This is a genomic window from Streptomyces sp. V4I23 (genome assembly GCF_030817975.1).
Lineage (GTDB): Bacteria > Actinomycetota > Actinomycetes > Streptomycetales > Streptomycetaceae > Streptomyces.
In genome coordinates this window covers 1-13,687 of the sequence record NZ_JAUSZW010000002.1, presented here as the reverse complement: position 1 = coordinate 13,687, position 13,687 = coordinate 1, and the positions used below count along the sequence as shown (strand labels likewise).

The 13,687-nt window shown below is 67.5% G+C and carries 13 protein-coding genes and 5 pseudogenes; 11 read left to right on the top strand and 7 right to left on the bottom strand.

Annotated elements, in window-relative coordinates:
• The first annotated feature begins 91 nt into the window (after positions 1–91).
• The 4 genes from QFZ82_RS01090 to QFZ82_RS01075 are packed head-to-tail and all read left to right on the top strand — an operon-like array spanning position 92 to position 2,479.
• Complete coding sequence (locus QFZ82_RS01090) at positions 92–496, top strand: hypothetical protein (protein WP_307711340.1); 405 nt, start codon at positions 92–94, stop codon at positions 494–496.
• Positions 493–1,191, top strand: coding sequence for a DUF6875 domain-containing protein (locus tag QFZ82_RS01085; RefSeq protein ID WP_307711339.1), 699 nt, complete (start codon positions 493–495; stop codon positions 1,189–1,191). The genes QFZ82_RS01090 and QFZ82_RS01085 overlap by 4 nt, the downstream gene beginning before the upstream one ends.
• Positions 1,107–1,991, top strand: coding sequence for a protein kinase (locus tag QFZ82_RS01080; protein WP_307711338.1), 885 nt, complete (start codon positions 1,107–1,109; stop codon positions 1,989–1,991). Before QFZ82_RS01085 ends, QFZ82_RS01080 begins: the two co-directional genes overlap by 85 nt.
• Positions 1,985–2,479: a GNAT family N-acetyltransferase gene (locus QFZ82_RS01075; RefSeq protein WP_307711337.1), complete on the top strand. Its 495-nt coding sequence runs from the start codon at positions 1,985–1,987 to the stop codon at positions 2,477–2,479. Before QFZ82_RS01080 ends, QFZ82_RS01075 begins: the two co-directional genes overlap by 7 nt.
• A gap of 326 nt (positions 2,480–2,805) precedes the next feature.
• Here the strand turns inward: QFZ82_RS01075 and QFZ82_RS01070 are convergent, their stop codons facing one another.
• Positions 2,806–3,108 (bottom strand): hypothetical protein, encoded by a 303-nt coding sequence (locus tag QFZ82_RS01070; protein ID WP_307711336.1) that lies wholly within the window; start codon positions 3,106–3,108, stop codon positions 2,806–2,808.
• Positions 3,109–4,015: 907 nt separating this feature from the next.
• Here QFZ82_RS01070 and QFZ82_RS01065 point away from each other — a divergent pair.
• Positions 4,016–4,336 carry a transposase gene (locus QFZ82_RS01065; protein WP_307711246.1) on the top strand — a complete coding sequence of 107 codons (321 nt, stop codon included), beginning with the start codon at positions 4,016–4,018 and terminating at the stop codon, positions 4,334–4,336.
• Positions 4,269–4,841 (top strand): annotated as a pseudogene (locus tag QFZ82_RS01060) (M1 family aminopeptidase). Before QFZ82_RS01065 ends, QFZ82_RS01060 begins: the two are co-directional and overlap by 68 nt.
• 241 nt (positions 4,842–5,082) lie before the next feature.
• Here the strand turns inward: QFZ82_RS01060 and QFZ82_RS01055 are convergent.
• A protein-coding gene (locus QFZ82_RS01055) for an IS3 family transposase (protein WP_307711216.1) occupies positions 5,083–6,242 on the bottom strand; the annotation gives its coding sequence in 2 pieces (ribosomal slippage) (positions 5,083–5,978 and positions 5,978–6,242; 1,161 coding nt in all).
• Positions 6,243–6,609: 367 nt separating this feature from the next.
• On the opposite strand from QFZ82_RS01055, the pseudogene QFZ82_RS01050 reads away from it, so the two are divergent.
• The 3 genes and pseudogenes from QFZ82_RS01050 to QFZ82_RS01040 all read left to right on the top strand — a co-directional run.
• Positions 6,610–7,292 (top strand): annotated as a pseudogene (locus tag QFZ82_RS01050) (IS5 family transposase); the annotation flags it as partial.
• A gap of 536 nt (positions 7,293–7,828) precedes the next feature.
• On the top strand, positions 7,829–9,610 hold the full coding sequence (locus tag QFZ82_RS01045) for a reverse transcriptase/maturase family protein (RefSeq protein WP_307711302.1): 1,782 nt from the start codon (positions 7,829–7,831) through the stop codon (positions 9,608–9,610).
• A 110-nt stretch (positions 9,611–9,720) separates the two neighbouring features.
• A pseudogene (locus QFZ82_RS01040) lies at positions 9,721–9,843 on the top strand (IS5/IS1182 family transposase); the annotation flags it as partial.
• A 5-nt stretch (positions 9,844–9,848) separates the two neighbouring features.
• Here the strand turns inward: QFZ82_RS01040 and QFZ82_RS01035 are convergent.
• The 4 genes from QFZ82_RS01035 to QFZ82_RS01020 form a co-directional block, all read right to left on the bottom strand.
• A complete protein-coding gene (locus QFZ82_RS01035) occupies positions 9,849–10,250 on the bottom strand; it encodes a hypothetical protein (protein ID WP_307711318.1) in 402 nt (133 codons plus the stop codon).
• A 148-nt stretch (positions 10,251–10,398) separates the two neighbouring features.
• On the bottom strand, positions 10,399–10,629 hold the full coding sequence (locus QFZ82_RS01030; RefSeq protein ID WP_307711335.1) for a DUF5988 family protein: 231 nt from the start codon (positions 10,627–10,629) through the stop codon (positions 10,399–10,401).
• A 641-nt stretch (positions 10,630–11,270) separates the two neighbouring features.
• The gene (locus tag QFZ82_RS01025) at positions 11,271–11,534 is read right to left on the bottom strand and encodes a hypothetical protein (RefSeq protein ID WP_307711211.1); all 264 of its coding nucleotides are present in this window, start codon (positions 11,532–11,534) and stop codon (positions 11,271–11,273) included.
• Positions 11,535–11,586: 52 nt separating this feature from the next.
• A complete protein-coding gene (locus QFZ82_RS01020; protein WP_307711210.1) occupies positions 11,587–11,790 on the bottom strand; it encodes a hypothetical protein in 204 nt (67 codons plus the stop codon).
• 257 nt (positions 11,791–12,047) lie between these two features.
• Here QFZ82_RS01020 and QFZ82_RS01015 point away from each other — a divergent pair, with 257 nt between their 5' ends.
• Positions 12,048–13,022: a LuxR C-terminal-related transcriptional regulator gene (locus QFZ82_RS01015; protein WP_307711334.1), complete on the top strand. Its 975-nt coding sequence runs from the start codon at positions 12,048–12,050 to the stop codon at positions 13,020–13,022.
• A 98-nt stretch (positions 13,023–13,120) separates the two neighbouring features.
• Here the strand turns inward: QFZ82_RS01015 and QFZ82_RS01010 are convergent.
• Positions 13,121–13,295: pseudogene (locus tag QFZ82_RS01010) on the bottom strand (IS110 family transposase); the annotation flags it as partial.
• Between the two features lie 139 nt (positions 13,296–13,434).
• Between QFZ82_RS01010 and QFZ82_RS01005 the strand changes: the two are divergent.
• A pseudogene (locus QFZ82_RS01005) lies at positions 13,435–13,687 on the top strand (transposase); the annotation flags it as partial.

Sequence of the window (13,687 nt, the reverse complement as noted above, 5' to 3'; positions counted from 1 at the left end):
TGGGGATCCTCGGGTGCGCGGCGTCGTACAGCACGACGGCCGGCCCGCCCGGGCCGGGCGAGCACTACACGACACCGAGAGGGGCACCACCGTGAGCACCGCAACCATCGAGCTGCGCCGCTTCCTGACCATCACCGGCCAGCGCTTCAAGGACGGCCAGTCCACGCCCGAGATGTTCTCCCCGGCCGTGGACGCCGCCTGGCACGACATGCTCGGCACGCCCGCCTACGAGGCCCTGTGCCGGGAGACCGCCGGCCAGCCGATTCGCCACGTCGTGAACAACGGCCGCGGCCCGATCGCCTGGGTCGCGGCCTATGAGGCGGCGTACGGGCCGCTGCCGGACATCTGGTTCACCGGCGCTCACGGCACTGTCGATGAGCAGGCCGTCACCCGCTACCGCGAGACCGGCACCGTGGTGGCCGAGTGGGACTGCGGCCCCGCCGGCGGTGACGGCGACGACCTCACCCCCGAGCAGCCCCCGACCCACCGCCCGTGACCCGCAGCCGTACCATCGCAGCGCCCCGACTCACCGCCGGGGCGCTGCGCCTCGTCGAAGCCAGCACCACTACCCCGACCACCGTCGACATCACGGCGTACGTGCGGCAGATGACCGCCCACTGCCCCTTCCTGGCCCCGTCACTCCAGCAGGGCCTGACGACCTGGATGGTGTATCGGGCCGAGGGCGAGCCTGCGGCGGTGGAGGCGGAGCTGTTCCACGCGGGCGTCCAGGCCGCGGAGTGGCTGCGCCCTCTACTGACCCGGCCGCACGGTGGCCTGCGGTGCGAGAACATCGTCCTCCTCGGCGATGTCCCCCGTGCCCGGCACCGTGACCTGCTGGCCTGGCCCCACTGGGTCCTCAGGAACCTTTACGGCCCCGTCGGGATCATGTTCGGCAAGTTCCACGCGGGCGAGGAGGAAACCACCCGGGCCGGCGACCGGATCCCGGCCGCCCCCGTGTCGTTCCTCCCTGTGCGGGCCGCTGTTCGTCGCCGCGACCCCCGCTTCCTGACCGCGACCCCGGGCCTGGCGGCCGCGCTCGCCGTCGCCGAGGACGACGGCCGCGGCCTCCTCGAGCACGTCCCCGATCAGTGGAAGGAGATCAAGACATGGGCCAAGCGCTTCCTCCCCCCGGTGAAGCCCTCACCCGCCTCACCGAACAGCTCGGCGACCCCCTCACCGCCAGCCTCCTGAGCGACCGGCGCGGCTCCCGGGCCTGGAAGGTTCGGGGAAGCCGGGGAGTCGTGGCCCTGAAGGCGAACAACTCCGACGAGGCCACCGCCCGGGACAAGGCCACCGAGATGGCCCAGGAGGACGAGCATATCCTCCGCCTCACCACGGCCGGGGCCCTTCGCCCCGACTACCGCATCGACGCCGGCCTTTGGGACGGAGGTCGGTGGCTCGCGGTCCGCTGGGTCGACGGCGTTCCGCTGTGGCGGGCGCTCGCCCTGGCCCGCGGCCCCGAAGGCGACCGGCCCTCGGTCCGGCCCTGGCTCCTGCAGATCGCCCGCACCTGGGCCGAGCACCTGGCCGGCATGCACGCCGCCGGATGGGCCCACGCCGACATCCAGCCCACCAACACCCTCATCACCCCAGGCGGCCGCGCCGAGGTCATCGACTACGCCCTCGCCTGCGGCCCCGACTCCGACCGGCCCCTGCCGTACCGCGGCGCCCTGACCCACACCACCGCCCCCGAGATCGCCGCCGCCGTTCTCGCGACCCCGGCGGACACACACATTCAGGCGCAGCCGGCTGCCGACGTGTGGAGCCTTGGCGCCTCCCTGTTCTGGTGCTGGACCGGCCACCGCCCCGTCCCCTACGACGACAACATCGACCGCCTGGACAAGCTGGCCGTCATCGCTAAAGGCCGCACCACCCCGCTGACCGACGTACGGCCCTGGCCGTTCCCCGGCTTCGAGGCCACCATCACCGCCTGCCTGGCCCCCGACCCCACCGACCGCCCCACGGCCAAGGAACTGATCGCAGCATGGTGACCCTGCGCGCCCTGACTCTCGACGACGCCCCCGCCCTCACCCGCATCTACAGCGGCGCCTCGGTCCGGCACACCACCGGCAGGCCGCTCCCCCTCGACCAGGCCCAAGACAAGATCCGCAGCGCCCTTGCGCGGGCGGCCGAGACGCCGAGGGCGCAGTGGAGCTGGGGCATCCTCGACACTGACGAGATGATCGGCCACATCGCCCTGCGGCGACGCTCGCCCGTCATGGGGACCATCAGCTACATCCTGCGTGAGGACACCTGGGGCAATGGCTACGCAACCGACGCCGCCCAGCGGGTCGTCGCCTTCGCCTTCACCACCGTCGGCCTGGACCGAGTGGAAGCGATGCACCACCCCGCCAACCCAGCCTCGGGCCGCGTTTTGGCCAAGGCCGGCTTCACCCGCACCGGCACCACCGACCAGCCTGCCGCCGATGGGGCCGTCGTGCCGTACGAGACGTACGCGATCCAGCACCGGACGAGCTGAGGCACAGGAGAGGGTTGCACCGGGAGGGGGCTGGACAGTTGTCTGGACGGTTGCACTAGGCGGGGGACCGGAGGTGCTGCCGGAGGTGTGAACCCCCGAATCCGGCGATCTTTCGTTTGCGCAGGTCACATGCCGTGGGCAAGCCCCCTTCGGAAAACGACACCTCTTTCCTCGCGATAGCCGAGGGAAGAGGTCTGTCCCGTGTCCGGGGCTGGCTGCGCCGTCAGGACGGCTTGCCCCGGCTCGGCGGATCAGCGGCGCCCGGACGGCGCCGCGGACGAGGGCGTAGGGGGTCACGCAGAAGGCCCCGAGGGTGGCGGCGACGATCATTGTGAGGAACAGCCAGTAGTCGAAGCCGTGGCCGTCGGAGGAGGCCAGGAGGTACCCGTACGTGAGGCTGGCGAGGCTGCCGGTGCTGGCGATCCCGGCAGCCCGCCCCAGGAGGTGAGTCCGAGGCCGAGACCGACGAAGGCCCAGAACAGGGTGGGGCCGGCCACGGCCGCGATGGCCGGGAACACCGGGTAGTCGATGTCCCGGCCGCCGATGAAGTCCGTGAGTTGAGGGACAGAGATGAAGGTCCACAAGCCCATGTAGGCGACGGCGATGACGACGGCGACGGTCGTGATCACACGGGCGGCACGGGTGGTGGGAGGGTGTTGGCGGCGTCGGTCATGAGGCGGTGGGCTCCTTCTCCTACGGCGGGCAGGGCAGTCGGCTCCGGTCCGGTATAGCCGACGGGGACCACAGGAGTGCGTGCTTCCCGGCAAGGCTCCCCGGGGCCGGTGATGAACACGCCACTCGAAGCGGTGACGAGACCACGCTGCTGCGGCCCGACGCCGCCCGGCAGCTCGCCGACCACCTCACCGCCTCCGGCCCCGGGCATCCGTGGACCGGGGTGCGGTTCAGCGTCACCTGGGGCGGCTGCGAGGTCCTCGACCCGATCTTCGTCGTCCCCATCGTCGTCGAGGAGGTGAGTGCCGACACCGCCATCGACCGCGGTGCCTGGCGCCCCCACTGTGCTTGGTGCGCCTGCGTCTGGACGTCACCACAGACGACGTGCCGCCGTTCGGCGAAGGCACGACACCCGCCGCCGGATGGCGACCCGCGGCCCGGCCGCGGGTCAAGCCGCCCAGCGGGTGGCAGGCACGGTGTTCGCAAGGGTTCCGGCCCATGTGTCTGCGCTGCTGCCGGGCGCCGCCGCTTGCGTGTGCCGGGGCGCGGTCGGCTCGTCCAGGGACCAGCCGTGCAGGGCGGGCCCCGCTGAGGTGGTCGCGTCGAGGGGGGGCATGACCCACAAGCATCCACCGGGGAGATCTGCCCTGCTCCGTCCCGTGGCCTGGAGAAGGGTTTCGGTGCGGACGGGGGCCAGGAGCTGCTCGTGGTGCCAGCCCTGGACGGTGACCAGCGTGGTGATGGGGCCGGCGCGGTGGATGGCGGCGCGGGTGCGGTGTGCTCGGTGGGCGGGGTGGTCCTGTCGCGCGTCAGACTTTCTGGCACAGGGGTTTGTTGAGCCCTGACGAGCTGAAGGAGAGCCTGATGAGCCGTCCGCCGCAGTTCCCGGTGGAGGACAAGATACGGATCGTGCTGTCGGTCCTGGCTGGTGAGATGACCGTCGCTGAGGCGGCCCGCCGGAACAAGACGTCGCAGACGTCGGTGGCCAAGTGGCGGGACCAGTTCCTGGAGTCCGGGAAGGCTGGCCTGACGGCCGGAACATCGAAGCAGGCCTCCAGCCGGGAGGCGATGCTCGAGGAGCAGATCGAGGACCTCAAGGCCGCGCTTGGTGAGGCCCATGTCGAGCTGCGGGTGTGGAAGAAGTCCGCTGAGGGCCGCCTGGCCCCTTCGAGGACCTCGAGGTGATCCGCACCGAAGCGGCGATGCCGAGGCGCCGGACGAGAGGCTGCTTGTCCACGAGTTGGCGCACCAGTGGTTCGGCAACTCCGTCACCCGGCGCAAGTGGAAGGACGTCTGGCTCAACGAGGGCATGGCCACCTACGCGGAGTGGCTCTGGGAGGAGGAGTAGGGCGGCAGGAACACCGACGAAATCTTCGAGGACTTCTACGACGGCACGGATGCTGAGAGCGGGGGAATCTGGGCCTTCCCTCCGGCCGATCCTCCCAGCGCGGCGCCCCTCTCCGACCCGCCCGTCTATGGACGCGGTGCCATGGTCGTGCACAAGGTGCGTGAGGCCGTCGGCGACGAGACCTTCTTCGACAATCTCCGTACTTGGACCCGACAGCACCGGCACGGCAACGCCGACACCGGACAGTTCATCGCCCTGTGTGAGGGCAAGTCCGGGAAGAACCTGACGAAGCTCTTCGACGTCTGGCTCTTCAACAAGAAGAAGCCGTCCCGGATGCAATGAGAGCGGCCCGATGGGAGAAGGGCTCTTCTTTCGCCCAGGGGGAGAGAAGAGCCCTTCTCCTGTCCGGAGGAAGACCTCAGGCGGGCGGGCCAGCGAGCCCGCCCAGCCCGGCCGCGGATCAGGCTCGGGCACGGACAAGCTCTGGTCAGCCGGTGATCGCCCATGGCAGTGAGCTGCCCCGAGTTTCGTAGAGTCCGGTGGTCTTGTTTCAGGCGGACTGCGGGGTGGCTTCCTGTTGTCGTCAGAAGTCGCGTTCGTACTCGGCGGGCGGTACGTAGTCGAGTGCGGAGTGCAGGCGTTCTTCGTTGTACCACGTGACCCACTGGAAGATCGCCCGTTCGACCTGGTCGACGTCCCGCCACGGCCCTTGCATCTCGATCAGCTCGGCCTTGAACGTGCCGTTCAGGGCCTCGGCCATCGCGTTATCGTACGAGTCGGCCACGGAGCCGACCGACGCGGAGGCGCCGATGTCAGCGAGCCGGTCGGTGTACCGAATTGACACGTATTGAGATCCGCGGTCGCTGTGATGAATGAGGCCGGAGCCTGCCTTGATCCGGCGTCTCCACAGACCCATCTCCAGTGCGTCCAGGGGCAGTTCGGTCCTCATGTGGTTCGCGACCTGCCAGCCGACGATCATCCGCGAGTACACGTCCAGGACAAACGCCACGTATGCCCAGCCCGACCACGTCCTCACATAAGTCATGTCGGCGACCCAGAGCTCGTCCGGGCGGGAGGCTGTGAAGTCCCGATCGACCAGGTCCGGCGGCCTCGGCGCCGACGGTTCGCAGATCGTGGTGCGGCGCCGCTGTCCGCGAATGACACCCTCCAGGTTCAGCTTGGCCATCAGGCGCTCGACGGTGCAGCGGGCGACGTCCACCCCCTTGCGCTTGAGGGCACGGGTCATCCGGCGGGCTCCATAGGTGCCGTCCGACTCGGCGTGGACCGACTCGATCACAGGCATGAGCTGTTCATCGCGGAGCCGGCGGGCCGACTTCGGCCGCTTCTTGCGGGCAAAGTACGTCGACGGCGACAGCTCCAGCACCCGGCAGACGGGATCGACCCCGAGACCCTTGTCACGCAGATGGTCGATCACCTGCTCGGCCTCGTCCGGGGACGGTCGATCTCCTGGGCAAAAAACACCGACGCGGCCTTGAGGATGTCGTTCGCCCGCCTCAACTCCGCCACCTCTTTGCGGAGTTGCCTGAGCTCGTCCTGCTCGGCGGTGGTCAGCCGGTCGTCGCGCTCGCCACGGTCGGCCTCCGCCTGGCGGACCCAGCCGCGCAGGGCCTCTTTATGGATGCCCAGGTCCTTCGCAACGTGCGCGATCGGGCGGCCGGTGGAACGGACCTCGCGGACCGCGCGCTCGCGGAGCTCGTCCGGGTATTTACGGGGTGCAGGCATAGTGTTGGTGGATCTCCTTCGCCAGGACCGTAACCCTGGCATCAGGGACTCCACAAATCTCAGTACAGCTCACCTGGACCGGTCACATCACCGCAGCCCGCGACCGGCTCAGCCAACTGCCCAACCCTGGCTGACCAGCGGATTCCCCGTCCCTTCGACAGCACCCCAACACCCGGAGCAGTGGAATCCGCCGCCACCCCGAGGCGACACTCGGGCCCTCAGCCTGCACAACCTCAGCCCACGGCACGGAAACGGTCCACCGACTCCGTCGGCGGACCGTCACGAAACTTCGAGGTTACTGGTCGTTTCAGAATGAGTTGAGCTGCGGGTCTTGTGCTCAACGATCTTGGTCGGCAGGGTGTCCGGGGTGCGCGCTGATCTTGTTCCTGACGACCTGTGGGAGCGGGTGGCCCCGCTGCTGCCGCCCGCTCCTGAGCGCCGCCGCCGCTATCCCGGGCGGCTGCGCGTTCCTGACCGGGCGGCGCTCGCCGGCGTCATGTACGTGCTGCGGACGGGTGTCGCGTGGCGCGACGTCCCCATGGAGACAGTGGGCTGCTCCGGAGTGACGGCCTGGCGTCGGCTGCGGGATTGGACTGAGGCCGGCGTGTGGCCGCGCCTGCACGCTGCCTTGTTGACCGAGCTTCGACGCGCCGACCTGCTGGACCTGGATGACTGCTCCGTGGACGGGTCGCACGTCCGGGCTCTCAAAGGGGGGATCACGTCGGCCCCTCACCTGTCGACCGCGCCCGCCCCGGCTCGAAGCACCACCTGATCGTCGACTGTCACGGAACCCCGCTCGCCGTCACCCTCGCTGGCGGCAACCGGCACGACGTCACCCAGCTCCTGCCGCTGCTGGAGGCCATCCCACCGATTGGGGGACTTCGGGGACGCCCCCGCCGCAGGCCCCGGCGTCTGTATGCGGACCGGGGCTATGACTTCGACAAGTACCGCCGCCTGCTGTGGAAGCGGGGCATCAAGCCGTTGATCGCGCGACGCGGTGTCGTCCACGGTTCCGGACTGGGCAAGGTGCGCTGGGTGGTCGAGCGTGCCTTGTGCGCCACGAGGCGCTCTGTTTGTATCCCCGGCTCAGCCGGGAGGAACTCGGAAGGAGGTTCCTGGGCCCGATGACTTACCTGGATCCGAAAGGCGAAGGGGACAAAAGCATGTCAGAAAACCAGTGACCGGGCTCAGTTGTCGGAGACGGTGTGCTGGGTGGCCCGCGCGATATGGCGAAGACTGGATTGTTTGAAGCCCAATCTCCAGAAGATGCAAGTTCCCATCCGCCGGAAAGACATCTGAAACCGGTGCCGTGCTCTGCTCTGGCTTCGATTGTGTGGCCGGAGCAACTTCCGGAGCACGGAGCGATGTTCAGCGAGGACATTCAAGGAGATGAGTGGGACGCCTGTGTCGCGCTAGAACGTACAGACAGAGACGAACGTGGGATCGCCTACGGGACGCGAGTCCTATGGCGACGGAGGCCCCGTAGTAGTCGCCGGAGTCACGCCCGGCCAGGGAGGACGGGAAAGCCGTTCACAGGGCGAAGGGGGCCAGGTGATTCGGACACTCGAATCCGGGAGGTATGCGGAATGCAAAGCGCCAAAACGGTGCTGGGTGTCCTGCGTGAACGCGGCAGGCGCGGCCTGCCGTGCAATGAACTGTATAGGCAACTGTTCAACCCGCAGTTGTATCTGCTGGCCTACGGGCGCATTTACGCCAACCACGGCGCGATGACGCCCGGGGTCACGTCGGAAACCGTGGACGGTATGTCACAGCGGAAGATCGGCCGGATCATTGAAGCGATGCGTCACGAGCGTTACCGCTTCAAGCCGGTCCGACGCATCCATATCCCGAAGAAGAACGGGAAGACGCGCCCGCTGGGGCTGCCGACCTGGTCGGACAAGCTCGTTGGAGAAGTGGTCCGCCTGTTATTAGAGGCGTACTACGAGCCAACGTTCTCCGACCGCTCACATGGATTTCGTCCCCGCCGAGGCTGCCACACCGCGTTGCGGGAGGTGGACCACACCTGGACCGGGACATCCTGGTTCATCGAAGGGGACATCGCCGACTGCTTCGGCAGCCTGGACCACCAGGTCCTGCTGTCGATCCTCGGCGAAAAGATCCATGACCAGCGGTTTCTACGGCTGGTGCGCAACATGCTGACAGCCGGATACCTGGAGGACTGGAGATGGGGCACCACGCTCTCCGGAGCGCCGCAAGGCGGAGTGGCCTCCCCAATCCTGTCCAACATCTACCTGCACAAGTTGGATGAGTTTGTAGAAACGGTTCTGATTCCGGAGTACACCCGAGGAGACCGCCGGGCCCGAAACCCGGCTTACCTGGAGTTGCAGAATCTGCTGGCGAAAGCCCGCCGGCGCGGCGATCGGGCCCAGGCCCGTGCGTTGCGTCAGCGGATGGTCAGCCTGCCGAGCGCGGATCCCAATGATCCGGCATATCGCAGGCTGCGCTACATACGCTACGCGGACGATCACCTCCTCGGTTTCACCGGACCGAAAGCCGAGGCCGAGCAGATCAAACAACGCCTGGCCCAGTTCCTGCGTGACAAACTCAAGCTGGAACTGTCCCAGGAAAAGACGCTGATCACCCATGCCCGCACCCGGGCAGCTAGGTTTCTCGGCTATGAGATCACGACCCAGCACAACGACACGAAGAAAACCGGCCGTTACCGTCGGGTCAACGGTCAGATAGCACTCCGTGTTCCACGGGACGTGATCAAAGCCAAGTGCGCCCCCTATATCGCCCGCGGGAAACCCGCGAAGAAGACGGCCCTGACCAACAGCAGCGATCACGCGATCGTGGCGACCTTCGGGACCATCTACCGGGGCGTCGTCCAGTACTACCTGCTCGCCGGAGACGTCTTCCGGCTGCACCGGCTGCAATGGGTCATGGAGACCTCCATGCTCAAAACTCTCGCAGCCAAGCACCGTTCGTCAGTGTCGAAGATGGCCGCCAAGCACAAGACCAGAATCGACACCCCCAACGGGCCCCGAGTGTGCTTCGAGGCCCGTATCGAGCGGAAGAACAGGAAACCACTGGTGGCACGGTTCGGCGGGATTCCCCTCCAACGGCAGCGGGCGGCAGAACTCGCCGATCGCGAGCCGGTACGGGTGGACTATCCGCAGAAGGAACTCATCGCGAGACTCCTCGCGGACACCTGCGAGATCTGCGGAAGCAAGGGCAACGTGCAAGTGCACCACGTCCGCGCTCTCGCCGACCTCGCACATTCCGGATGGCAGCCTTCCGACTGGGCGCGCGTCATGCTCCACCGGCGACGCAAAACCGTCGTGGCCTGCGACACCTGCCACGACCGTATCCACTCAGAACGGCCAGCCAGACCACTCACGCAGTAGTCACTGGAGAGCCGGATGACCGGGAAACCGTCATGTCCGGTTCGGCGGGAGGCCGCGCGGAACAGGACTCGCCCCCACGGCAAGCACCTCGCCGCGCGGCCGACCCAACCGCCTGGCTGCACCAGTTCAAACGGCTCCGCACCCGCTACGAGCGACGCGCCGATCTCCACCAGGGCCTGCTCGAACTGGCTTGCAGTCTCATATGCCTCCGCCGCCTACGAACCTCGCCCTGAAGCGATCAGTTGGCTACGCTGAACCACCCCGGCCGCACCTCGTTCAGAAGCGGTTGCAGCGACCGCACTGCGGACCGCATGTCCTGATCCGTGACCTCAAGAGGCTCCGGCAGGCTCAGCCCATACCCGCGTAGCCGCCAGGGGTCGAAGATTTCGCTCCCGTCGGCTGCAAAGTCCACATCGACCTCAGTGCCGTTGTCGCTCACGAAGCGGCACCCTGCCCCATGAACCTTGTACGAGTAGGTGCCGACGTGATCACTCCGGCTGATCCAGCGCGAACGGGCCAGGCCGACGATGTCCGCCAGTCGCTCAAGCGAGGGGATCGCCCCCTTCATGGCCTCATCAATCGCGTTCAGAGCGCGGACGTAACCGAGCACGAGGTCTCGCGCAGCCCCAACCCGTTCCATACGGCGTCATCTCCCCTGAGCCCGTGGCTGAAAGGATTGTTCCATGGGGCCGCCAGCGTCTCCGCAGGACGGCATTCTGAAACGATCAGTTAGTCAGCCAGTGGGTGGGTCAGACCCCGCCGGGGAACGCTCACTTACATCCTCACTGTCATTCGGCGATATGGGTGCGGTAGATCCACTCGTAGCATCGTACGACTGTCCCGTCGGCGGGATCGGCCGACTCGTCGCCGGTGTACTCGAAATGCTCCCACCCGGCCAGGAACCGGACTCTGACCCGGTCGTCCAGTTCCTCAAGACTCTCCGGTGTCACCGTCCTGTCCCGTTGTTCCTGCGGGAATGCGGCCGGGCCGCCAACCAGTCGAATGTGGATCGTGGGCATCAGGATTCCTCCATAGTCATGGCAGGCGCGCCACTTGGGCGGCGTACACGGTTCCGGAGCCGAAGCGGGTGAGCAGGGGCGATGTCGCTGCTGAGCACGGTCCGGCGAACTCAGCGCCAGCCGCTGTGCGATCGCGGGCGCCGCCTCGAGTGTCTGGGTGTAGGTGTGTCACGGTTGACCCGAGAATGACGTCGACCATGTCAGGCCACAGCTGGACGAGCTCAGTGCCGATCCCCAGCAGCGGGTTGTGCCCTTGCTCGGTGGCCGAGAAGCCGCCGAAACCGGTGCGTTCGGTGGCCTCGACCGCCTGGCTTGCGTGGGTCGCACAGTCGGTGTTCATGTCGGACGCGAGGTAGACGTCGACCGGGGTGGCGAGGCCGCGGGCGGGGGTGTTGAGAAGGGTTTGAGGACGGACGGTCGTATGTGAGTGAGAGTGCGGGGGCGGTGGGTGTCGGGCGGTGGGTCGGTACGGCGGGGGCGCCGGAAACGCCAAGCGGTCGCCCGCCGCTGCCACTACCTGCGTCGCTCTCGCACGATCGAGGGGTGGCCTCCCGAAGACCACCTCTGACCACTCCGAAGCCCGCTACACTCCAGCCGCCCAGCGAAACCCCCAGGTCAGACAGCAAAATCCTGCTGGAGTACTAGTGGTAGGTGTCGTGCATGCGCCACGCCGTCAGCTGGGGTGAGCGGTCGAGGGCCCGGCCGCAGGCGGCGTGAGCGGCGAGCAGGGCTTCGGCCTCGGATCCGGCGAGGATGAAGAGGACCATGTCGATCTGGCCTGCGCTGGTGCGTAGCCACAGGTGCTCGATCCGGTCCGCGGGGGCGAAGTGGGCCGTGAGCAGTTCTCTGAGGCGGGCCGGAGCAGCGGGGGTTCCACGGGAACCGACCAGCCGTATTGTGATCATGTACATCGGAGTTTCAGCGGGGGCTGGTGTGTGTCCCCGTCTGCCGTCGGTGTCAGAGCTGCCGGGGGGAGTTGGTGGTGTCCTTGGGGTGGCTCCAGCCGTATCCGTCGTCGAGGATCTGTCCGGTGCCCCAGCCGAATCCGTCACCCGCTACCACGCCTCGGGGCTCCGAAGCGCTGGGGGCGACGGCGCCGGAGGCGGTGACGCCGGCGATCGAAGCGGCGGACGTGAGCAGCACTGCGATGATCCGGGACATGACAGACTCCACCTTTTGAATAGCCGTCTATTGCGTCGTTTCTCTGCCTTCACCCTGTTTTGTAGGGTGTTGCGTTCGATGGGTTAAGCCTGTCCAACCGTCGAAGCGGTGTCACTAGCAGACGGCGGGCTTCAAGCTGCCTGGCACTTTGGAGCCACCTCCTCGCCGATCCAGGTTGTCTCCATTGACACTTGTTCACCTCCTGCCCCTCCGGAAGCCTGACCTTGCCGAAGGTGTAGATCTGGGGAGAGAGCGACGTGCTGCAACTGCTCGGACTGTCAGCTCATGCGGAAACCGTGTACCGGACGACGCTGCAGTACCCGGATCACGGGGTGGCCGCCTTGTCCAAGGACACGGGCCTCACCGAGGCCGAGATACGGGCCGCGTTCGACGAACTGGCGGCGTTGGCGCTGCTCAAGCCGTCCGACCAGTTCGGAGGAAGGCTCCGGCCGGTGAGTCCCGAGGTCGGGTTGTCGACGCTGCTCGCCTCGACGGAAGCCGAACTCGCCGGGCGGCAGGCCCAGGTGGAGACCACACGCGCGGCGATTGCCGCCATTGCCGCCGAGCACCGCAGCAACCGGCTGTCCGACAGCGCCATCAGACTTCAGGGGCTGGACGCCGTCCGCGCCCGGCTGGAGGAGCTGCAGCGCACGACGGAGTTCGAATGCCTGTCACTCAATCCGGGAGGCGCACACCGGCCCGACGCCCGTAGCGCCGCCACTCCGCTCAACGAGCAAGCACTGCGCCGCGGCGTCACCATCAGGGCAGTTTGCAGGGAAAGCTTCCGCAACGACCCCGACACACTCGCCTACGCCCACTGGCTCATCGAACACGGCGGCGAACTGCGCACCGTGCCGACCGTGCCCATACAGATGGTCATCGTCGACCGCCGCATCGCGATCCTGCCTCTGGACCCGTCTGCGCCCCGCTCAGGCGCGCTGGAGATCCAGAGCCCAGGCGTCATGGCCGCCCTGTGCGCGCTGTTCGAGCAGTGCTGGGCGACAGGGACCTCCTTCGGTGAGCAGCCGCCGGCGGACGACAACGGGTGCACGCCCGTGGAACGCACCCTGCTGCGCATCATCGCCTCCGGCGACACGGACGAGTCCGCGGCCCGAAAGCTCGGTGTCTCGCTGCGCACGGTCCGCCGCATGATGTCCCACCTGATGGAGAGGCTGGAGGCAGCCAGCAGATTCCAGGCAGGCGTGAACGCCGCCAGACGAGGGTGGCTGTGATCCTGGGGAGGGACTGACACGAAAATGACTCGTGGTTGAGCCGGTTACTGATTCCCAATGTGTTTGTCAACACAGCCTCGTGACTCACTGTGAGCGTGTCAGCTCAGCGGGATGGGGCTCGGCGGCGCGGTGATCTCGAAGGTGCGACCGTCGCGTATGAGGGCCCACAGGACGTTCAGACGACGTCGCGCGAGCGCGATGATTGCCTGCTTGTGGTTCTTTCCCCTCGGCTCTCTTGCGTTCGTAGAAGGCTTTGGATACGGGGCAGGAGCGGGAGGGGCGACGAGCAATGCTCAGGACTTGTGGATCAGCTCCTGTGGAGGACGCGTGAAGGGCGTACCTTCCCCGAGTGAGTGATCGTCAAGTCACCGAGTAGGCCCGCGCTGCGAACGCGGGTCGGGAAGGCACGCCCGTGCTCAGCGTAGTCAATGAAGACGGCACCACCGAGGCCGGTTCCCTGATCGACGAGATCGTCCGCGAGGGTGCTCGGCGGATGCTGGCCGCCGCTCTGGAGACGGAGGTGGACCAGTACATAGCCGAGCTCGCCGGGCAGCGTGACGAGGCCGGTCGCCGGCTGGTGGTCCGCAACGGCCGGCACCGGCCGCGGACGGTGACCACGGCTGCCGGCCCGGTCGAGGTGGCCGCCCGCGCGCGTGAACGACAAG